Genomic DNA, 19128 nt, shown 5'->3' with positions numbered 1-19128 from the left:
AAACATCCTACTTCTGATTTTGTGGATATAGCCGGAATTCGCTGTTGGATTTCCGGCTACATTGGCTCAGGCCGTTTTACTTATTTTCTGAAGTAGAAGGTCAGCGATGTTGTCAATTAAAATGGCTTTCGTTACAGGGTTGATTTCCTTCAGAACAACTGTTTCTTTGAATTCCCATATACTGGATATGGTGACGTCCAATGCTCTGGCAATCTTTTGCAACCGTCTGCTGCCGATATGCGGTGTCCGTTCCATACTTGAAACGGCTTGTTGAGTGATTCCTATTTGACGAGCCAGTGTCGCTTGCTTCATGTTTTTTATCCTTCTGATTGCCCTGATATTCTCCCCTAGATGTACTTCACTATCTTTCATTATGTTTAAGTTATTTGTTAACGAGTCGGATTGGTTTAATTGTGAAATACAACCTATCTATAGTTAATCACAACTATTACCATAGCAAAAGTATATTTTTTAAGTTAGATATTTGCCTTAGTATTAATAATATTATTATGACAAATGTTGGTATAAGTAATGGCTTAAAAATTAGTTCGGTAAGTTTTGACTTGATTTACCTTATTCAGGTAAAACGTATTGCTATGGGTTTTTCACAGTCAGAATTGTCTTTTTTAATTGGCCGTGGTAAGGGCTTTATCCATGAGCGTGAGGCCTTTAAGTTAAATAGGGAATTGTGGATGAGTGACCTCTTTACAATGACGAAGATTTTCAAATGTAACATCACGGACTTCGCTGGTCCGGAAAAGCAGAAGTCTGTTGTGATGAGGTTACTGGCAAATCAGAAAATTACGCGTAATAGGATTAGTTACGAGGTGTACAGAATCGGAGGTCAGGGAGCTCCGGAATTGGTCTATCGAATCAGCGAAATTGATCCTGCTAAAAAATTTACGGAAAAGACACAGCAGCATCTGCTGATTAAAACCAGGATGTTACTGCTTCTGGTGATTGATTCAGGTTTTTTTGACCATACGAGTAGGAGGCCGCTGGATATATTTCTGGAGTGCCAAACTCAGGGAGGAGCCTGGGTTAAACCACACTTTGTTGCTGAGGCATTGAATTACTGGACAATTTCGGCCAATCAGCCCTTGCTGAAAAAACGTAAGCATAAAATGCTTGGATTTATCTATGAAGGGATAAGCACATTAGAGTTTGTTAAAGATCAGCCTCTATAAGTTTATTCTTAAAAGCGAATACGACCAGTCCTGCGACATTTTTTGCTCCCGTTTTGACCAGTAGGTTATTTCGATGTCCATCAACTGTACGCAGGCTGATCGAAAGCGCTTCTGCGATCTCTGCTGTTGTGCATTCATCGCAGATTAATCGGAGAATCTCTTTTTCTCGTTGAGTAAGCGAAGAGGCGGCGTCAAAGCCCTTCACATTATTTTTATTAAGTAAACTGCCTGATTGGAGGGTCTTTAAAACCAGCTCGTTAAAATAAAAACCATTGTTATACGTGGCTTCAATGGCATTTTTTAACTCTGTCAGCTCGGAATTTTTCGCAATATAGCCATTTACCCCCTGTTGAATCATGCGACTGATGTGTTTTTCTTCGCCGTGAACCGATAGGACGATCACACGTACATCGGGATGATCGACCTTCAGCTTCCTGGTTGCTTCCATGCCATTCATCTCAGGCATATTCAAATCCATCAACACAATATCAGGTTTATCATCACCACAGGCATCCATCTGTTTGAGCAATTCTATTCCGTTTCCTGCTTCAAACATCACTTGCATATTGTCGAAGGTCTTGATGTTGTTTACCAGGCATTCCCGAAACATGACCTGATCATCTGTAACTGCAATTCTTATCATCTTATTTTCATCTAATTTTTTATAAAGAATATAGAAAGGCCAAAACCCCGCTCCATTTTATGGTATTCGATTTGCCCTCCATTCATCTGCACCCTATTGGTAATGTTGTGCATGCCTAAACCGCGATGTACACTTTCGATATCAAAGCCCTTTCCGTCGTCTGCATAAGAATAGGTGATCCCTTCAGGTTTGCAAAAAAGACTAATGTCAACGTGTTCAGCCTGCGCATGTTTGACGGTATTGCTGATCAGTTCCTGGGTGATCCGGTAGAGGGCGAGCTCTATCTCGCCATTGCCGCAGTTGTCTGGCACATCACTTTCGAAATTTACCTCCAGGCCGTCTGTTCCTTCAAATTGGAAGCACAATTCTTCAATGGCTGCCGCAATTCCAAACATTTCCAGCTCATTTGGAATCATGTTGTGAGAAATGCGTCGTACACTCATGATTCCCTTATCTACAAGAAGTTTACTTTCTTTGATTAGTTCTATTCCTCCATTGGATTCCTGATTTTTTTTCTCAAACTGGATTATTTTCATACCCAATGTCGAAAAGATACTGCCCACCTCATCATGGAGGTCTTTCGCTACACGCCTTCTTTCTTCTTCTATCTTCTCGATATTGTTGTGCAGCAGCTTGAGTTGATACTCTGCTTCCGCCTCTTTTAACTGTACCTGTTGCTTGAAAAATTTCTTCTGATACATAAAAAAAAGCGTAACTACCGCCGCACTGAGGACAAACATGGCCATCATTCCAGCAAATAAGAAAAAATAAACATCTATGTTTTTTTCGTCTGCCATAGGCCAACAGCAATTAAAGTATACATTAAGATGGACAAAAACGCATGGAACATCCATACGTTCATATTAAATGCACTGTTCATACGCAGTATATAATTGCTCAGCATGAATAAAAGGAAACTTCCGGAAAAATAGATAAAAAAGCCAGTATTGATCCAGAAGATGGGGCTTTTTTCAATCTGTATATATAATGTCTGATGCGTTATCTGATAATAATAATATAAACATGCACAAATGATCACGAAACTCTGTAATGCCCTGGGATAGGTATTGAAAACAAACCAGTTTTGAATATATTCAGCATTGATTAGGCAGAAGCTTATGAACCCTCCAATGATGGCGACGGTCCATTTTCTTTTGATCTTATCCTTGAATACCTCAGCATAGAACAACATAATTGTCGTAAATTCTACCATGGTATATATATGCAACACAGGCAGATTGTTTTTCTTTAAGGCCCAAAGATAAGCACTGTAACCTCCAATAAATGAAATCAACACAAGGTGTAAGGTTATAATTCTTAGCGCTGTCGTGTAAGATCTGAATTTAAAAATACTGACGAATAATGGGACCAATACAAATCCCATTGCAGTAACCATAATGATGGTGCTGAGGAAAAAATTCATTTTATTATTTGAGTGGGCTATTAGGCGCGCAGGTTGGAGGGCATGGTAAGGTAAAATCAAAGATATTACTTTCACTACTTCCGTCTGCAGCTACTTCAGATGATTCATTGATCATATCATTTCCATATTCGTCGGCCGGAACCATGATCAGCCGTTGTTCTCTTCCTTTTTCCATCTCGACGTCCCAGCCAAAATATACACGTACATAAGTGGCACCTTTTTCATCAATCATGTCCTTAAGCTCACTGGCATCAATCAGATACGATTTGATGAAGTTCCCCTCGTCAGCCCATGCTTTGGTAATTGTTTCTGCCTCAGAAAGCGGAATTTCAAAAATGCTGCTGTTGTGTTTTGATTTGTCTTGGTTCATGATGCTAATTTAGTTTGTTTGTGTTTATGAGTATTCTTATATAGAATAAACTAAAATAATGATTTTTCGTTAGAATGAATTCATAATTGATCATAAATATAGAATTATATTGGTGCGGAATGGCCGCCCGCATGAGGCCATAATTTTTATATAGGTATAAATACCTGTTTTTCATTTTAGGTATTGTTGCGCGTAAGCGGTGTCCACGAAATAATCATCTTTGAATGACACCATAATGATGTCTTAAACCCAGATGATATGAGAACACCGGACCCTCTTTTTGTTACCTATTGGTTAGGCTATGCCAATCAAAAGATGATCATTGAGGAGCTGCCGGACGGCATAGATGTGATTAATCTTTTTTTGATCAACCTGGATATCAACCAAACCCTGCAGCACCTTTACCTTACGAGTAACGGTATGACCTGGCCGACCATCCTGGCGGGCGTAAGGATTCAGCAGAGTCGCGGGGTAAAAGTACTTGCGTCTATTGTCAGTAATCCTCATGGTAACCTTTCCTGGAACAACATTAAGGATCCGGCATTATTTGCTTCACAGGTATATGACCTTGTTGTTCATAAGTGGGGCCTGGACGGAATCGATATTGATCCCGAGATGGGAGGAGAGATGCCGGACGATAATTTTATTGAAGTGGTATGGCACCTTTCGCGATACTTTGGTCCCAGATCTACGACAGGAAAAATGATGAGTTATGTAACTTATCAGTATTATGCGGATGAGCAGTTATTGAAACAGTGTAATTCACTGTTCAACTATGTGGCACTGATGGGTTACCGATGGGATTTGCAGACCATGGTAGACCAGTTTAAATTGTATGCCGGATTGGTTACGAGTAAAAAATTATTGTTTGGTGTTAAACCGGGGAATGATGAATCGACCTCTCTGCTGCAGGCTTTACAACTGACTCAATGGCAACCCGGACATGGACTGAAAGGGGGAATGATGTTATTCAATATCAACATTGATAAAGATTTTCAATATACAAACAGATTGATAAAGACACTTAAAAATAAGAAACTAATAGCTTAGTCCTTCCTCATCAAAGACTGCCTGAAAGATGTAGAGCTCTCGAGTGCGTGAACGGGGTAAACCGAATGGTTTATCACCGTTCTTTTTTTATCAGAAATCTGAAATTGTTTTTCCAAAATACCAGCACAACCAGCTGAAGAACGGGGCCGCAATCACGTCAGCGGTATAATGAACATGTTGTATGAGTAACAGTATGGCAATAATCCCTGCAGCTGTAAACGCGATGATCTTTTCTTTTTTATTTTGGAGGCAGAGAGCGCCCAGAAATACTGTTGCGGTATGTCCGGAAAAAAAGAGGTCTTTGGTAATCACATTTGAACCATAGAAGACGATAGAGCACGGATCTAAGAGATCTACCATATTTTTGGGAGGCAGCAGCGGAACTGTCATAATTGTAAACATCCGCAATACACAAAGCAGTATATATGCCCAAAGTGCGGTCATGCAAATCGCAGAATTTCTCGACATTCTGAATAAAAAGAATATCGACATCCCGTATAAGGTTATGAAAATGTATAGGGAAACATCTGCCGGAGGAAGTTTAGCCAGAAGCCAGTCATTAAGTACATATCCAAGATCCCGGTCCTCAATGTAACCAAAAAAATGAGGAATGAAAACCAAAATCAACACAAGGAAAAAGAGCCCCAAAAAGAATTTAAGTCTGAATAAAGGATAATCCCAGGCGATTTGCCAAGAGAATGGTTTAAGCTGCATTAGGACGTCTGTTGATCTTCTAAAAATAAATTGAGCAAAGAACGCAATTAATACATTATAAAAAAATAACGGCAGCTATATTTTTTTGTAGGCGGTGTAAGTCAGTTATTTAGAAAAGTTTAAGCTGTTGTCCTTGGCTAGGCTTGGCGTCTCCAAAAATGGTACGGCCTCCGTATTTCCATGAGTTATGCCTTTCTTCTCCAATTACCGCTTCAAAATAGTTGTCATCAGGTGTGAAATTTTCTTCTGCCATCCGGGAAAGTATACTTAGTTTTTGTATCGCTTGTTGTTTATCTGTATGGCCAATTTTGGCGCGTTCCACCGCATGGCTGAGTATACTGATAGTCTCATCGTAAACCTTCAGAGGAACAGGAAAAGGATGCCCATCTTTACCACCATGGGCGAAAGAAAATCTTGCTGGATCCGAAAATCTGGAAGGGGTACCATAAACGATTTCGCTAACTAAGGCCATCGATTGCAGCGTACGTGGCCCCATACCCTTCAGCAGCAGGAGTTCTTCGAAATCTGTAGGTTGCTTTTCCCGGCTGAGCCATAACATTGCTCCGAGCCTCTTCAAATCGATATCCTTTGAACGGACATCGTGATGGTCAGGCATGACCAGGTGTTTTGCCTCCGCCAGGATGCGTTCCGGATGCTCAGCGGTGATGGCCAGCATTGATGCCCTTGAGGGAGCTGCTGCTGCCGCTGTCAGATTCAGGATCTTTCCCTGGTTTATACCGCATACCCCAGTGTGTGGCTCCTCAATAAAAGAGCGCATCGCCGAAGAATGCCAGTGATACCGGCGTGCCGTGTTGCTGCGGTCACTCATGCCTTGTTGGACAACAGTCCACAGTCCTGTGTTGCTGATAATGAAGCTGTGCGCATAAAGTTGAAATCCGTCTAGTATAGCAGTGTTATCAACCTTTGCACTGAGTTTGCTACAGCGGACCAGCTCCGTGCCGTTTAGTCCGTTTTGGTCGCTAAACATAAGGAGTTCTTCTGGCGTATTTCTTGATTTTTTGCCTTTTCCTCCACACACGTATAGTCCAAGAGCTTTACTTCTTGGATTAATTGCCCTTTTCAGTGCCCCCATTACAGCAGTAGTAATCCCAGAGGAATGCCAGTCCATTCCCATCACTGCACCGAAACTCTGGAACCAGAATGGGTCACTTAACCTGCGGAGTACTTCTTCTGTTCCATGTTCTGAAATGATGGCCTCAACAATAGCGAGCCCAAGTTTTTCCATACGCTCCGCCAACCACGCAGGGATCTGTCCATAATGTAAGGGAAGGTCTGCACTACCGGATCTTTTCATTGCTAACAAAATTAGTAAAAATATCAGGAACTTTGTATTCATTACAAATGCATTTACCGGCAAATTGTTGCTGTTCACCTACCTTTTTGTCCTGTTCAGCCGGTCGCGGCTTTATAATGCTTTACAAATTCTCAACTTAGTATCGTCAGCATCGGATATTGATCAAACATCAATCCGGAAGGCTTAAAAAATGAAAGGTTATGAATATTATAATTTTTAGGACATCAGTTAACAGTCGTAAGGAGCTGACTTACATCAGACCTATTTTTAATACCCTGTTTGGGGAAAACAACTGGTCATTCGACTTCGATGACGTGGATAAGGTATTGAGAATAGTGAGTGCAATCCCCTGTGCCACTGCTGTAAGACAAATCTTGTCTTCATTTGGCTTTTTGTGTGAAGAGATGCCGTATTCACTTGATGAAGTTGGCTTTTTATAAAAAAAGGGATGTATCATGTAGAAACATCCCTTTTTTTGACAAAAGGTACTATTGTACCTCTTACCTTATTTAAGGTTACCGTAGTATTCAACGAATTTAGCCAGTGCGGAAGAATAACCCCACTCATTGTCATACCATGATACGACTTTCACGAAGTTATCATTTAATGAAATACCAGCTTTTGCGTCAAAAATAGAAGCATGGTCATCACCGATAAAGTCAGAAGAAACAACTTCATCTTCAGTGTAAGCAAGTACACCTTTAAGGTCACCTTCAGAAGCGGCTTTCATTGCAGCTTTAATTTGCTCATAAGTAGCCGGTTTTTCCAGACGTGCAGTTAAATCCACTACAGATACGTCAGCCACAGGAACGCGGAACGACATGCCAGTCAATTTACCTTTTAATTCAGGAATTACCATTGCTACTGCTTTTGCAGCACCTGTAGAAGAAGGGATGATGTTAGAGAAACCACCACGTCCACCTCTCCAGTCTTTAGCAGAAGGACCATCAACTGTTTTCTGAGTTGCAGTTACAGCGTGGATGGTGCTCATCAGACCTTCAACGATACCAAAGTTGTCGTGTAAAACCTTAGCGATAGGGGCTAAACAGTTGGTAGTACAAGATGCGTTAGAAACGATAGTCTGGTCCGCAGTTAATTTATCATGGTTAACACCCATTACGTACGTAGGGATATCTGCATCTTTAGCAGGAGCAGAGAATACTACTTTTTTAGCGCCGGCAGCGATGTGTTTCTCTGCGTCAACGCGGGTTAGGAAAAGACCTGTTGATTCGATAACTACCTCTACACCAACTTCATCCCATTTCAGGTTTGCCGGATCTCTCTCCGCAGTAATGCGGATTGTTTTTCCGTTAACCACAAGGTTTCCGTTTTCTACAGCGATAGTACCGTCAAAACGACCGTGAGTAGAATCATATTTTAACATATAAGCCATGTAATCTGGCTCAACCAAGTCATTGATCGCAACAATGTCTAATCCTCTTTTTAATGCAGCTCTAAAAACCAGTCTGCCGATACGGCCAAAGCCGTTTATTCCAATTTTGCTCATTTTGTTAATTTGAATAGTAGTTAAGTAAATTATATATCGGTTCTTTAGTAATGGAAGTGATGGTCAGTCCGTGCCTCTTTGCTACTGCGTGGAGTTCTTCCTGGTAGTTTCCCGCCACAAGACCTACGAAATGAATGTCTTTATGGGGATGTGCTTTTACAGTAGGCAGGAGGTAGGTCTGAAAATAACGTTCAAAACCTGTATCGATCATGTCAATAATGAATTTGTGAGTACTGTTTTCCAGAAAAAAATCGAAAAAAGAACTCAGAAATTGTTGGGCGAGTGGCTTTTTATATACCCGCTCCAGAATCTGGGGTTTGTCCAGGTTGTATTTAACTTCAAATTTTTTATGCAGGTCTGCAGGTAGTTTATGCTGCACAAAAGCTTTCAGGAGGGTTTTTCCAAGATAATTGGCTGATCCCTCATCTCCGATGATGTAACCAAGGCCGAAGTTGTTTTTGTGCGGCTTTTTGCCGTCAAAGTAAGCGCAGTTCGAGCCACTTCCCAATAAACCTACAATGCCGCTGTTGTTATAGCAGGCCGAAAGCGCTGCCCCATAAAGATCATCCTTCACAGAAATTTTGCTGTACCTGAAAAACTGTCCAAGCGCTTCAGAAAGTTCTTTTTTTCTTTCATCGGATGAAGCGCCAGCAGAGAATACATAGATCTTCCGGATGCTTTCCGCATTGTTGACCAGAATAGATTTCTTGTTTAAAAACTGAAGAATAGATTTCTGGTCGTTGAAACAGGGGTTAATCCCCGGCATGGTGCATTCTGCAATAGTCTTTCCATCTTTTGAAATTTTCCAAAAGGCTGTTTTTGATCCACTGTAAACTACTGCTACCATATTTATATTGATAATACTTTAGTCATTTCCAATAAGTCACTTTCCAGTTTGAAATTGTGACCTGTCAGTGCTTCATCTATGCTTGTAGCTTTAATCTCGTTGCCGAACAAACCAACCATCTGCATGCTGTTGCCACTCAGCAATTCATTGACAGCGGCATAGCCTAGCCTGCTTCCAAGAATCCGGTCAAAGCTACTCGGGCTTCCCCCACGTTGAAGGTGGCCTAATATAGTGACTTTTGTGTCATAATGGTTAAAACGTTCCTTAACCTTTTTCGCTACATCATAAGCCCCACCGGCTTTATGGCCCTCAGAAACAATCACGATACTGGATGATTTCTTGGTCTTTGCACCGATCTCAAGCTGGTTGATCAGTTCATCCAGGCTCGTTTCGCGCTCCGGAAGTAATACCGCCTCAGCTCCACTGGAGATGGCACTACGCAGTGCAATACACCCCGAATCCCTGCCCATTACTTCTATGAAGAAAAGCCGGTCATGCGAATCGGCGGTATCTCTGATTTTATCTATAGCTTCAATCACCGTATTGATGGCCGTATCATATCCCAGGGTGAAATCTGATCCGTAAAGGTCATTGTCGATCGTGCCGGGTACACCCATTACACGGATTCCAAACTTCTTTCCAAAGCGCTGTGCCCCGGTAAAAGTACCGTCCCCACCGATCACCACAAGTCCGTCGATTTCCCTTTCTTTCAAATGGTTAAAGGCAATTTCCATTCCCTCTTCTGTCTTGAATTCCAGACAGCGTGCGGTTTTTAAAATGGTTCCCCCCAAATGAATGATGTTACTGACAGACCTCGCATCCATAGGAATAATGTTGTTGTTTATCAATCCCTGATAGCCCTGCATTACACCAAACATATTGACACCATTGTAAATGCCCGTGCGTACTACTGCTCTGATACATGCATTCATTCCTGGTGCGTCTCCACCGGAAGTCAATACTGCGATATTTTTGATATTTGGTTTCATCTTTATACTACGAATATAGCGTGTATTATTTACACTAAGTAATTTATTTTATATTTTCCCCTTTAATTCGGTAACAAGTATATTTATTTGACATTGTAATTAAAAATTAAATTTCAATCAGTTCCCCACATTGATTGCTCAGACCCATTTTTACTATAAAAGGTTTTAGCAAATTTAAAATGACGTCTCCTTATGTAAAATGATCTCACTCACTTTTATGCTGCTCAAATAATCTGAAGAATTTCAGTGTGAAAAATACACTATGTTAAGTATTCTCTCTATATTGGTTAATTCGTGACAACCTGGGTATATTTGTCTCAATTGATCTGATGAAATCAGGGACAGATCAATCCCGGACGTACGTACATCAATTTACTTAGAAAATAACGTTAAATATTTTGAAAGAAGTTTTACCACATTTTAATTCCACTTTCTCAATTGATTGTGTGCTTTTTGGATTTGATGAAGGAGAATTGAAGATCCTTTTGATCGAAAGGAATGAGGAGCCTTTTAAAGACTGGTGGGCACTGCCCGGAAACCTTGTGGCGATGGATGAAAGCCTCGATCAGTCTGCAGCCAGGATTCTGCACGAGCTGACCAGTCTCAGCAATGTCTATATGGAACAGTATTACACCTTTGGTGATGTCAACAGGCACCCACAGGGAAGAGTGGTAAGTATTGCCTACTATGCACTCCTCAGACTGGGAGGCGATAAGTCGCCAAAGCCATTAAGCACTTATGCGAAACAGGCACACTGGATCAATGTGAAAGAGCTTCCTAAACTTGCATTTGACCACCAGCAGATTTTCGACAAAGGCCTCGAGAAAATTAAAAGACGCATCAAACACCAGCCCATTGCCTTCGAGCTGCTACCGGAGAAATTTACCCTCACCCAGCTGCAGAATGTCTATGAGATTATCCTCAACAAAAAGCTGGACAAAAGGAATTTCAGGAAAAAGATGCTCAGTTTTGGTGTCCTGAAAGACCTCGAAGAAAAACAAAAAGGAGTTTCTTTCAGGGCCGCAACACTTTACAAATTTGATAAACGCAGGTATGCCAAGTTGTTTGGCAAGGAGATTTCTTTCTAGCCCGATTACCCAGGGAGCACGGGATTTACCATTCTGTTCTTAAGAAAAAAGCCATCTCATTCAATGGGATGGCTTTATGATGATTACCAGGTAATCGCTTATGTGGTATAAATTCTAGTCTTAGGCTTTTTTTGCCGCTTCGATGTGGTAATTTACCAGGTCATCTATAGGTGAACGGATAATTTTACCGATACCCATTTCATAACGATCAGCAACAATACTCAGAATATCCCTGAAACTGTAGCCAACAGAACCTACACAGTTCAGCTTATAATCTTTATAGTTCGGGTAATGGATAACAAGGTTCTCAAAGAATGCAGTGAACGCATAATCTATCGTTGCAAAGGTATAATCCTCATAATTGTCCTTGTAATCGTATAAGAACTTACTGAAGCTTGCACAAAACCTGTTTGGCAGGGGCTTGTTGTAAATGTTATCAAAAATGTCTTCATTGGTCAAGGCATAGTTGTCATAAAAACTTTCCCGCAGTCCTTTAGGCATATAGCCTTTCATGTAGTCGCTCAGAATTCTTTTTCCAATGAAACATCCACTGCCTTCGTCACCCAGGAAATAGCCCAGTGAGTCGATGTTGAGTGTGATGTCACTTCCGTCATACAGGCAGGAGTTGGTCCCTGTACCCAGAATCGCGGCAAAACCCGCATTATCACCCAGCAATGCACGGCATGATGCCAGTAAATCGTGACCAATGTTGACCTCCGCATTCACAAAAACCTGTTGCATGGCATCAGCTACAATCTTACGCTTGGCATCTGTAGAGCAGCCAGCACCGTAGTAATTTACCTGCGTTAATTTATCTGTTTCCAAATGATCCGGAAGTGTTTTTCTTAACGAATCAACAATATATTTGGTGTCTGAGAAATAGGGATTGTATCCTTCTGTGTTGAATAAGATCTTTCTGCCAGCTTCATTGATTAGACACCAATTGGTTTTGGTTGAACCACCGTCTGCGATTACTATCATCTTAATTTGATTTTTTCGGGATAAAAGTAAATAAACCTGCTGCTTTTGGTTGTGTTTTTTTCATAAATTTAATTTTTATTTTTTGCTCTGTTCATAAATTTAGGCCTTCAGATACGCTCAAAGGCTCTTTTTTGGTTATTATTCCTATGGTCTTTAGGTTACCATATTGTTAATTAAACACTAAGCTAAAATACACTTGTTATTTTAAAATCCAAATTTCCGAACGGGTATTTATGCCTGAACACATGCTTAGGGTCTTAAAATCATGCCAAAATGAAAAATAAATCACCACTGTATAGATATTCGTCAAAGTGACGCTTTTAAAAACATGGTTAAACATCTTTTTTCTCCATAAAATCATTTTAGCGACTATTTAAATAAGGTTTATGCCCAATTTTTTGGAAGGCAAATCAGATTACATTATTGTAGCGGAGGAAATAAATGTCGGCACCCAGGTACTATTTGAAATAAAAAAGCACACGAGATATTTTTTTTTCAATATTTGTATTTACTGATCAAATAAATATGGCAATCAAGATTGATTTTAGAAGTGATACGGTGACGAGGCCAACTGCAGGGATGCTGGAGGCAATGATGACTGCAAAAGTCGGAGATGACGTCTTTGAAGAGGATGAAACTGTCTGTCAGCTGGAAACAAAACTTGCGACGAAGTTTCATATGGAGGCCGGTTTGTTTTGTCCCTCAGGAACGATGAGTAACCAGATTGCCATTAAGTGTTTTACACAGCCGATGGACGAGGTGATCTGTGATCAGACTGCTCATGTATACCGCTATGAGGGTGGTGGCATTGCCTACCATTCCATGGCCTCAGTCAGGTTACTAAATGGGGAACGGGGAATTCTTACTCCCGAACTGATTGAACCAGAAATCAATGAGTCCAATATCCATTATCCGCAGTCCAGCCTTGTGGTACTGGAAAATACTGTCAACAAAGGTGGTGGCGCCTGTTATACACTTAGCCAGATCGAACCAATACATACACTTTGTAACATCAAAGGGCTGAGGCTACATCTCGACGGCGCGCGTATATTCAATGCCTTGGTTGCTACAGGAGATGATTCCCGGAAATATGGTCAGTATTTTGACGGCATTTCCGTTTGTCTGTCTAAGGGGCTTGGTGCGCCTGTGGGCTCAGTACTTCTGGGCAGTAAAGAAATGATCCTGAAAGCGCGTAAAATCAGGAAAGCCTTTGGTGGCGGAATGCGCCAGGCCGGCTTTCTCGCAGCAGCGGGCATCTATGCGTTGGACCATCATGTGGAAAGACTCGCGGAAGACCAACTTCACGCCAAAGCCCTCGAAGCCGCACTACTTCCACTTTCTTTTGTGGCAAATGTAATACCTGTAGAAACCAATATCGTGATATTTGAGGTCGCAGCGGGTATCATAACTGAGAAGCTCTTACATCAGCTGGCTGAAAAGGGGATTGCTTGCTCGGCAACCGGGCCCAAAACAATCAGATTGGTTACTCACCTTGACATCAGTCCGGCCATGATCGACATGGCCATCGAAAACTTCAAACACCTGTAAAATTGCTGAAGATCTTTGTGAACATAACTGAAAATCTTTACTATAGATGAATATCACATTCCAGGGACATAAACTCTACTTACTTTTGGTAATTTTGCGATAGATAGACGGGCACATTTCACCTTTGGGTAAAGCGTCGCGTTATGGAGAATCACAGGTGTAACTTGTCGGAAAGTCCAGAAGTAAAAACAGAACAGAATATAATTAGAAGCGCGCAACTTATGTTTACAGGAATTATTGAGAAATTTGGTGTGGTCTCTGCCATAGCTGAAGAAGGTACCAACCTACATTTTACCATCACTTCAGAATTGAGTAATGAATTGAAGATTGATCAGAGTGTGGCACATAACGGGGTCTGCCTTACCGTAGTCGGACTGACCGACAACACACATACCGTTACTGCCATTCAGGAAACACTGGAAAAGACCAATCTTAGTCAGCTGAAAGTTGGAAGTAAAGTCAACCTTGAACGTTGCATGCAGATGAATGGCCGCCTGGACGGACATATTGTACAGGGGCATGTAGATCAAACTGCTATATGTATCAAACAAGAGGCACTGGATGGCAGCTGGGAGTACCGGTTTAAGTACGATGTAGGGATGGGGAATATCACCGTGGAAAAGGGGTCAGTGTGTGTCAATGGAATCAGCCTGACCGTCGTTAATTCTGCTGATGACGAATTCTCTGTGTTTATCATTCCTTATACCTTTGAGCATACCAACCTTTCCGAGGTATCCGCAGGCGATCAGGTAAACATTGAATTTGATATCATTGGTAAATATGTGGCAAGGCTGAGCAGGAGATAAACTTTGCTTTAGCCCGTTGCATCATTATCTTTTCAGCTCCTCAATTTTACTTTTGATGAATTTTATGGTCTTGGCCTGTTTATTCTGATCAAGCGTCTTCTGGTACAAGGTATAGTATTCTATTGCGTTCTTTTTATCATTCAGTTTGTTCTCGTAAACAAGTGCGATGTTATAATACAAACTTCCGTTATTCTCAAATTTGAGCCCTTCCTTATAGGCGGCATTGGCCTCCTGGTTTTTATTGATTCTTTCAAAGGAGTCTCCAAGGACGCCATAATATGAAGCCGTTTTGGAAGAAATCCCCTCCCGGATGGAATTCTCCAGATAGGGGATAGCACTTTTGTAATCCCTCAAGCCACGGTAGGATTGCGCAACCTGATAAGCCAGCGTTTCTTCACTCATTTCCTTCTTGTCTATCTTAAGGAAACAATTCAGTGCTTTCTGATATTGCAACAGCAGGAAATAGGTCTTGCCAAGCTCATTGAGTACCATAGTGGAGCTGTCGCCCTGAGCGAGTAAGTGTTCTCCCGTGGCTACAGCATCTTCATATTTTTTTGCTGCGATGTGTACCGGCATCTTTAGCTCCAATAAGCGCAGGTTGCTGCTGTCGGCTCTAATCGCCGGGGTCAGCACCGCGTCTGCCTGACTGTATTCTTCTTTTTGCACATACAAATTGCCTAACCCGACAGCAACTTCAGCATCGCCGGGATCGAGACTATTTGCTTTTTTAAGGTAAGCGAGATAGACATCTTGCGGACCTTTGCTGCTAAGCGATGCCAGTTGTTTATAAGATAACGCATTGGTGCTATCCACGCGGATGGCTTCCCGGTAATAATCTTTGGCTTTTTTAATGTTGCCCCTTTTAAGGCTGATGCCCGCTAAACCCTGTATTGCAGCTAAGTTATTGGGGTGCTGTTGTTGAATTCTCAGGTATTGTGCTTCCGATTTCAGCAACTTTCCAGCCATCAGATGGGCATATGCCAGTTGCGCAAGCTGGACCGGATCGTTGGTGTTTTCCTGATAAACACTATCGACATACTTTGAGGCAGCTGCGTAGTCCTGTTTCTGAAGGTAACTGAGCAGTTGCTGTTCCTGCGCCGCGTTCGATTTTGACTGCCCAAAGGCATGGAGATGAAATGTAAGTATTGCAGCGATAAAAAGTAGTTTCTTCATGTCTTTTACAAATGTCTTCTCTGTGAGTTTAGGTGGCATCTTCGCGCTACGTAAGACCACAGCTTTAATGCCAAAAATACGTTAATTGAAAAATTAAAAAACATAGTGGCAAGGTAATTGGTTGATTAGGGTATAAATTGAATGTTAATTTAATACATAAACATATGGATACTTTAAAAAAGTTTGAGTTGATGCAAAAGATTGTCAGAGAGTTGGAAGATTTACAACATTCACAACAGGCCATCATACAAAAGTTGGGAAAAATTGAAGTAGATAATATTGATTTAGGAGATAAAAGGCTGGATAAAGATCTTCCTGATATGCACCAGCGTGTTTCTGATAACCTGGATGCTATTGTAGGGATCCTGGATTATTTTGCAGAAAAAACACAAAACTTCGGTAATAAAAATAATGTCGATGCGCTGAAGGAACAGCAAGTAATTGATGAAGTGTCGAAACACTAATTTTATTTCATCAAGCCTTCTTCATTGAATAAATAAGCCCTTGTGCATGGGATGAAAAGCCATATCCGTGGCATAAAAATCAGCTTACATCAAATAGAAAAAGAGAAGCCATAAAGCTTCTCTTTTTTATGTTATTCTGGTGCTATAGGTAAGTAAATGAAAAATTTCGTTCCTTTTCCGGTTTCACTTTCTACCTTGATACTCCCATTATTACGTTCCATAAATTCTTTACATACCATCAATCCCAGTCCGGTTCCTTTCTCATTCATAGTGCCTCTTGTCGACTGATTTTCTCCGCTAAACAGTTTTTTCAGCACCTGCTCCTCCATGCCTGCACCATTGTCCATAATACAGAGTTCCATCATCCCGGATTTGTGGTACATTGCAAACACATCAATCTGGCAACCTTCATAACAGAATTTAATGGCATTGTTCAGCAGGTTTCTTACCACAATTTGTACCATCAGCATGTCTGCATATACCAGCTTACCCGGAAAGACGTCCTGAATGATGCTGATTTTCTTCGAGGCTGCCGAGGGCAGGTAGTAGTTGATCTCGTTGACCACCATACTGCGTAGGTCGAAATGCTCTTTTTTTATGCCGTACCCACTAAGCTGGCTCCTCGACCAGTGCAATATGTTCTCCAGAAGGTCGGTAGTATATAAAATGTCTTTGCTTAGTGTTGGCGAGAGCATCTTGAATTCCTCGATGGTAATGAGGTCGTTGGAAATCATTTTGATCACTTCCGAGAGGTTCACCAGGGGCCCCCGAAGGTCATGGGAGATGATCGAAAATATCCGGTCTTTGAGTTGGTTGAGCCGTTTCAGTTCCTCGGTCTGCTGCAGTGAGCGGAGCTCCTCCTTTTTTATTTGTGTCAAGTCCTGCAAACGGATGATGGTTGTATTGCTATTCAGCTCATTTTCATTCAGCAGCTGGATTTCAGCCTCCAGGTGGACTGTGCCTTTCAAACGCTCCATGGTCAAAACGACCTTGCCTGAACGCTCGTTCTTGATGAAGTTCAACATTTCTTCCTGATCTGGGAAGGCGATTTTCATGGGCATGCCCACAATCTTTTGGCCGGGCTGTATATATTGTACTGCAGCTTTGTTGTAGTCGATGATCCTATGCCGGTCGTCCACAATTAGAAAGCCATCCTGCATCAGGTCCAATACCTTCTCGCGGGCCACGGGTATAATATCAAATAACCTGAACCGATGTACGGCAATGGCCACGACAAAGACAGAAATGATAAATGAAAAGGGCGTGATGTCCATGTTTCCAAACGGCCGCAGCCCCAGGAGATAACAGAAGTTGGCCATCCACGGAATGGTTGAGGAAAATATGATGCTGTATCTCTGCCTTTTGTAAATAGGAGCAGATTTTTTATAGCTGATGTAAAGCAGGATGTTCGCAACCAGCAAGGTGATGTAAAAGTAAATCGTGAACAGAAGATAACCAGTGCCCCGTTTAAAAGAGAGCAGCGGGATTTTTTCTGTAAAATCGATGTGCATCTCCTTGTAATAAAAATGGTGATGGTCGTTTGTCCAGACCATGATACAGCTGATCAACGTCATGAAGCATAACAGATAAGCATTCAACCGCCGCTGGTACCATTTCTCCAGACCAGAAAGTTTCATGCAGAACAATAGCCAGTATACGGGTAAGGTAGTGATGCCAATATACTGAATGTCGACAAATACCTTAACCTGCTCCAGGTCTGAACTAGCCAGCTCAAAGCCGTAACCAAGGCACCAGATGGCATTGGATAACATCGCAAAACTGAACCATCTTACAGCCCCCTCGCTACTCCTGTAAATATAGTAAGGAAGGATGATGGTTACTGTTCCGAAAAAAAGGAGGATTACCGAATAGGTGTTGAATGTGAAATCCATTAATATAAAGACAGGCTGCAGTGGTATGGCCCTTTTAAAAACAATATAGTTCTTTTATGGTTGTTATGATAAAACTACGTATTTAAGTTATCAATTGAAAATATTCTTAGTTTTACTGAATTATTAAACACATATCATTCCATCATGAAAAAAATAATTATCTCGGCATTATTGCTTTGCGCAAATGTAACTGCTTTTAGTCAGGTTTTACCAAGTTTTCAATTCGGATTAAAAGGAGGTGTCAATTTATCTAAATTCAGCACTGAAAATACTTTCAGCAGCGATAACAGAGCAGGATACTATGGTGGTGTCTGGGCACGTATCGGAGCAGCTGGGATCCATCTTCAGCCGGAACTTTACCTTTCGGGGAAAAATACCACGTTGGAAGATGCCAACGGGGTTCAGAATAAAGTGAAATTTACCAGTCTGGATGTACCCATATTAGTAGGTACAAAAATAGGTGCCGCAGGAATTGGACTTCGCCTGAACACTGGACCGGTATTCTCCTTTATCCTTAATGATGACCAATCTCTGGGAGATGCTGCGGGCAGTGCCATTCGTGGACGCTTCAAAGATCAGAATGTTGGCTGGCAGTTCGGCGCCGGACTGGATGTCAGTAAGCTGGGTGTTGACCTCAGGTACGAACAGGGACTGTCAAAAATAGGAAAAGACGATTTAGCAGCTAAAAAATTAGGACTTTTCACTATAGGTCTGGCTTACAGGTTGTTCTAAGCCAAAAAAAAACGAATAAAATTCGCAAAAAGGGTAAACGTTAAACGTTTTACCCTTTTTTTTTGGCTTTAAAATTGTTGATTAATTCCATGCTAACTTAATATTATACAATTATGAACATCAAGGAATTACTTTTGAATGGAAACAGCTTTGCAGAGTTGTTGAGACAGTTTTCTATCGACCAGAATGATGTCCGTATTCAGGACGAAGAGGTGGTTTTGTCTGACCAGAATTTACAACACCGTGAGATCGTCAGGGAGAACATTTGTATCGAAGGCTGGAATAAAGATGGTGTGATCAATTTCTTTGGTACCCTCCATTATAACCTCCTGAATAAACTGGCCGTATTTGAAATGCAGGGATTTGAGCAGATCTTGCCCCGACAGGTTTGTTAATTAG

The 19128-nt window shown here is 41.4% G+C and carries 22 protein-coding genes; 9 read left to right on the top strand and 13 right to left on the bottom strand.

What is annotated here, in order from left to right; translation table 11 throughout:
- Window positions 1-66: 66 nt before the first annotated feature.
- Complete coding sequence (locus PBAL39_RS01410) at window positions 67-372, bottom strand: helix-turn-helix domain-containing protein (protein ID WP_008237473.1); 306 nt, start codon at window positions 370-372, stop codon at window positions 67-69.
- Between the two features lie 224 nt (window positions 373-596).
- Here PBAL39_RS01410 and PBAL39_RS01405 point away from each other — a divergent pair, with 224 nt between their 5' ends.
- Window positions 597-1187, top strand: coding sequence for a hypothetical protein (locus tag PBAL39_RS01405; protein ID WP_198139726.1), 591 nt, complete (start codon window positions 597-599; stop codon window positions 1185-1187).
- On the opposite strand, the gene PBAL39_RS01400 is transcribed toward PBAL39_RS01405, so the two are convergent.
- From PBAL39_RS01400 to PBAL39_RS01385, 4 genes are read right to left on the bottom strand one after another with little or no spacing between them, the layout of a single operon-like run.
- Window positions 1168-1830, bottom strand: a complete 663-nt coding sequence (locus PBAL39_RS01400) for a response regulator transcription factor (RefSeq protein WP_008237460.1) — start codon at window positions 1828-1830, stop codon at window positions 1168-1170. The genes PBAL39_RS01405 and PBAL39_RS01400 overlap by 20 nt on opposite strands.
- 11 nt (window positions 1831-1841) lie before the next feature.
- Window positions 1842-2627 (bottom strand): sensor histidine kinase, encoded by a 786-nt coding sequence (locus PBAL39_RS01395; RefSeq protein ID WP_008237459.1) that lies wholly within the window; start codon window positions 2625-2627, stop codon window positions 1842-1844.
- Window positions 2606-3253 (bottom strand): hypothetical protein, encoded by a 648-nt coding sequence (locus PBAL39_RS01390; protein WP_008237458.1) that lies wholly within the window; start codon window positions 3251-3253, stop codon window positions 2606-2608. The genes PBAL39_RS01395 and PBAL39_RS01390 overlap by 22 nt, the downstream gene beginning before the upstream one ends.
- Window positions 3254-3257: 4 nt before the next feature.
- Window positions 3258-3623, bottom strand: a complete 366-nt coding sequence (locus PBAL39_RS01385; RefSeq protein ID WP_008237457.1) for a hypothetical protein — start codon at window positions 3621-3623, stop codon at window positions 3258-3260.
- A 258-nt stretch (window positions 3624-3881) separates the two neighbouring features.
- Between PBAL39_RS01385 and PBAL39_RS01380 the strand changes: the two genes are divergently transcribed.
- Window positions 3882-4673, top strand: a complete 792-nt coding sequence (locus PBAL39_RS01380; protein ID WP_008237456.1) for a glycosyl hydrolase family 18 protein — start codon at window positions 3882-3884, stop codon at window positions 4671-4673.
- Window positions 4674-4763: 90 nt separating this feature from the next.
- Here the strand turns inward: PBAL39_RS01380 and PBAL39_RS25655 are convergent, their stop codons facing one another.
- Window positions 4764-5033 carry a sphingomyelin synthase family protein gene (locus PBAL39_RS25655; protein WP_232282879.1) on the bottom strand — a complete coding sequence of 90 codons (270 nt, stop codon included), beginning with the start codon at window positions 5031-5033 and terminating at the stop codon, window positions 4764-4766.
- Between the two features lie 463 nt (window positions 5034-5496).
- Complete coding sequence (locus tag PBAL39_RS01370) at window positions 5497-6702, bottom strand: DUF763 domain-containing protein (RefSeq protein WP_039865901.1); 1206 nt, start codon at window positions 6700-6702, stop codon at window positions 5497-5499.
- Between the two features lie 200 nt (window positions 6703-6902).
- Between PBAL39_RS01370 and PBAL39_RS25210 the strand changes: the two genes are divergently transcribed.
- On the top strand, window positions 6903-7142 hold the full coding sequence (locus PBAL39_RS25210; protein WP_157273845.1) for a hypothetical protein: 240 nt from the start codon (window positions 6903-6905) through the stop codon (window positions 7140-7142).
- A 65-nt stretch (window positions 7143-7207) separates the two neighbouring features.
- On the opposite strand, the gene gap is transcribed toward PBAL39_RS25210, so the two are convergent.
- The 3 genes from gap to pfkA are packed head-to-tail and all read right to left on the bottom strand — an operon-like array spanning window position 7208 to window position 10045.
- Window positions 7208-8209 (bottom strand): type I glyceraldehyde-3-phosphate dehydrogenase, encoded by a 1002-nt coding sequence (gene gap, locus PBAL39_RS01365; RefSeq protein WP_008237452.1) that lies wholly within the window; start codon window positions 8207-8209, stop codon window positions 7208-7210.
- 4 nt (window positions 8210-8213) lie between these two features.
- Entirely contained in the window at window positions 8214-9056 is an 843-nt protein-coding gene (locus tag PBAL39_RS01360; protein ID WP_008237451.1) for a hypothetical protein, read from the bottom strand.
- Between the two features lie 2 nt (window positions 9057-9058).
- The gene (pfkA, locus tag PBAL39_RS01355) at window positions 9059-10045 is read right to left on the bottom strand and encodes a 6-phosphofructokinase (RefSeq protein WP_008237450.1); all 987 of its coding nucleotides are present in this window, start codon (window positions 10043-10045) and stop codon (window positions 9059-9061) included.
- Between the two features lie 398 nt (window positions 10046-10443).
- On the opposite strand from pfkA, the gene PBAL39_RS01350 reads away from it, so the two are divergent.
- Window positions 10444-11133, top strand: coding sequence for an NUDIX domain-containing protein (locus PBAL39_RS01350; protein WP_039865899.1), 690 nt, complete (start codon window positions 10444-10446; stop codon window positions 11131-11133).
- 120 nt (window positions 11134-11253) lie between these two features.
- Here PBAL39_RS01350 and PBAL39_RS01345 read toward each other — a convergent pair whose 3' ends face one another.
- Window positions 11254-12114, bottom strand: coding sequence for a hypothetical protein (locus PBAL39_RS01345; protein WP_008237447.1), 861 nt, complete (start codon window positions 12112-12114; stop codon window positions 11254-11256).
- A 525-nt stretch (window positions 12115-12639) separates the two neighbouring features.
- Between PBAL39_RS01345 and PBAL39_RS01340 the strand changes: the two genes are divergently transcribed.
- Together PBAL39_RS01340 and PBAL39_RS01335 are read left to right on the top strand one after the other, a co-directional pair.
- Entirely contained in the window at window positions 12640-13662 is a 1023-nt protein-coding gene (locus tag PBAL39_RS01340) for a low specificity L-threonine aldolase (RefSeq protein ID WP_008237444.1), read from the top strand.
- 221 nt (window positions 13663-13883) lie between these two features.
- The gene (locus PBAL39_RS01335; RefSeq protein ID WP_008237442.1) at window positions 13884-14468 is read left to right on the top strand and encodes a riboflavin synthase; all 585 of its coding nucleotides are present in this window, start codon (window positions 13884-13886) and stop codon (window positions 14466-14468) included.
- 24 nt (window positions 14469-14492) lie between these two features.
- Here PBAL39_RS01335 and PBAL39_RS01330 read toward each other — a convergent pair whose 3' ends face one another.
- On the bottom strand, window positions 14493-15680 hold the full coding sequence (locus PBAL39_RS01330) for a tetratricopeptide repeat protein (RefSeq protein WP_008237441.1): 1188 nt from the start codon (window positions 15678-15680) through the stop codon (window positions 14493-14495).
- 125 nt (window positions 15681-15805) lie between these two features.
- Here PBAL39_RS01330 and PBAL39_RS01325 point away from each other — a divergent pair, with 125 nt between their 5' ends.
- The gene (locus tag PBAL39_RS01325) at window positions 15806-16105 is read left to right on the top strand and encodes a hypothetical protein (RefSeq protein WP_008237434.1); all 300 of its coding nucleotides are present in this window, start codon (window positions 15806-15808) and stop codon (window positions 16103-16105) included.
- A 131-nt stretch (window positions 16106-16236) separates the two neighbouring features.
- On the opposite strand, the gene PBAL39_RS01320 is transcribed toward PBAL39_RS01325, so the two are convergent.
- Window positions 16237-17997 carry a histidine kinase N-terminal 7TM domain-containing protein gene (locus tag PBAL39_RS01320; protein ID WP_008237433.1) on the bottom strand — a complete coding sequence of 587 codons (1761 nt, stop codon included), beginning with the start codon at window positions 17995-17997 and terminating at the stop codon, window positions 16237-16239.
- A 144-nt stretch (window positions 17998-18141) separates the two neighbouring features.
- On the opposite strand from PBAL39_RS01320, the gene PBAL39_RS01315 reads away from it, so the two are divergent.
- Both PBAL39_RS01315 and PBAL39_RS01310 read left to right on the top strand, forming a co-directional pair.
- The gene (locus PBAL39_RS01315) at window positions 18142-18729 is read left to right on the top strand and encodes a porin family protein (RefSeq protein ID WP_008237432.1); all 588 of its coding nucleotides are present in this window, start codon (window positions 18142-18144) and stop codon (window positions 18727-18729) included.
- Between the two features lie 113 nt (window positions 18730-18842).
- Complete coding sequence (locus PBAL39_RS01310) at window positions 18843-19124, top strand: hypothetical protein (RefSeq protein ID WP_008237431.1); 282 nt, start codon at window positions 18843-18845, stop codon at window positions 19122-19124.
- Window positions 19125-19128: the final 4 nt, after the last annotated feature.

This window comes from Pedobacter sp. BAL39 (assembly GCF_000170795.1).
In the GTDB taxonomy this organism is placed as follows: Bacteria; Bacteroidota; Bacteroidia; order Sphingobacteriales; family Sphingobacteriaceae; genus Pedobacter.
This window is presented reverse-complemented; position numbering and strand designations above follow the sequence as displayed.

What these genes read in the sequence shown, in the direction of transcription:
- PBAL39_RS01410 (WP_008237473.1), bottom strand. Translation starts at nt 372, where the DNA reads ATGAAAGATAGTGAAGTACATCTAGGGGAGAATATCAGGGCAATCAGA.
- PBAL39_RS01370 (WP_039865901.1), bottom strand. Translation starts at nt 6,702, where the DNA reads ATGAAAAGATCCGGTAGTGCAGACCTTCCCTTACATTATGGACAGATC.
- PBAL39_RS25210 (WP_157273845.1), top strand. Translation starts at nt 6,903, where the DNA reads ATGAATATTATAATTTTTAGGACATCAGTTAACAGTCGTAAGGAGCTG.
- PBAL39_RS01390 (WP_008237458.1), bottom strand. Translation starts at nt 3,253, where the DNA reads ATGAATTTTTTCCTCAGCACCATCATTATGGTTACTGCAATGGGATTT.
- PBAL39_RS01325 (WP_008237434.1), top strand. Translation starts at nt 15,806, where the DNA reads ATGGATACTTTAAAAAAGTTTGAGTTGATGCAAAAGATTGTCAGAGAG.
- gap (WP_008237452.1), bottom strand. Translation starts at nt 8,209, where the DNA reads ATGAGCAAAATTGGAATAAACGGCTTTGGCCGTATCGGCAGACTGGTT.
- PBAL39_RS01360 (WP_008237451.1), bottom strand. Translation starts at nt 9,056, where the DNA reads ATGGTAGCAGTAGTTTACAGTGGATCAAAAACAGCCTTTTGGAAAATT.
- pfkA (WP_008237450.1), bottom strand. Translation starts at nt 10,045, where the DNA reads ATGAAACCAAATATCAAAAATATCGCAGTATTGACTTCCGGTGGAGAC.
- PBAL39_RS01335 (WP_008237442.1), top strand. Translation starts at nt 13,884, where the DNA reads ATGTTTACAGGAATTATTGAGAAATTTGGTGTGGTCTCTGCCATAGCT.
- PBAL39_RS01400 (WP_008237460.1), bottom strand. Translation starts at nt 1,830, where the DNA reads ATGATAAGAATTGCAGTTACAGATGATCAGGTCATGTTTCGGGAATGC.
- PBAL39_RS25655 (WP_232282879.1), bottom strand. Translation starts at nt 5,033, where the DNA reads ATGGTAGATCTCTTAGATCCGTGCTCTATCGTCTTCTATGGTTCAAAT.
- PBAL39_RS01340 (WP_008237444.1), top strand. Translation starts at nt 12,640, where the DNA reads ATGGCAATCAAGATTGATTTTAGAAGTGATACGGTGACGAGGCCAACT.
- PBAL39_RS01345 (WP_008237447.1), bottom strand. Translation starts at nt 12,114, where the DNA reads ATGATAGTAATCGCAGACGGTGGTTCAACCAAAACCAATTGGTGTCTA.
- PBAL39_RS01385 (WP_008237457.1), bottom strand. Translation starts at nt 3,623, where the DNA reads ATGAACCAAGACAAATCAAAACACAACAGCAGCATTTTTGAAATTCCG.
- PBAL39_RS01315 (WP_008237432.1), top strand. Translation starts at nt 18,142, where the DNA reads ATGAAAAAAATAATTATCTCGGCATTATTGCTTTGCGCAAATGTAACT.
- PBAL39_RS01405 (WP_198139726.1), top strand. Translation starts at nt 597, where the DNA reads ATGGGTTTTTCACAGTCAGAATTGTCTTTTTTAATTGGCCGTGGTAAG.
- PBAL39_RS01380 (WP_008237456.1), top strand. Translation starts at nt 3,882, where the DNA reads ATGAGAACACCGGACCCTCTTTTTGTTACCTATTGGTTAGGCTATGCC.
- PBAL39_RS01310 (WP_008237431.1), top strand. Translation starts at nt 18,843, where the DNA reads ATGAACATCAAGGAATTACTTTTGAATGGAAACAGCTTTGCAGAGTTG.
- PBAL39_RS01320 (WP_008237433.1), bottom strand. Translation starts at nt 17,997, where the DNA reads ATGGATTTCACATTCAACACCTATTCGGTAATCCTCCTTTTTTTCGGA.
- PBAL39_RS01330 (WP_008237441.1), bottom strand. Translation starts at nt 15,680, where the DNA reads ATGCCACCTAAACTCACAGAGAAGACATTTGTAAAAGACATGAAGAAA.
- PBAL39_RS01395 (WP_008237459.1), bottom strand. Translation starts at nt 2,627, where the DNA reads ATGGCAGACGAAAAAAACATAGATGTTTATTTTTTCTTATTTGCTGGA.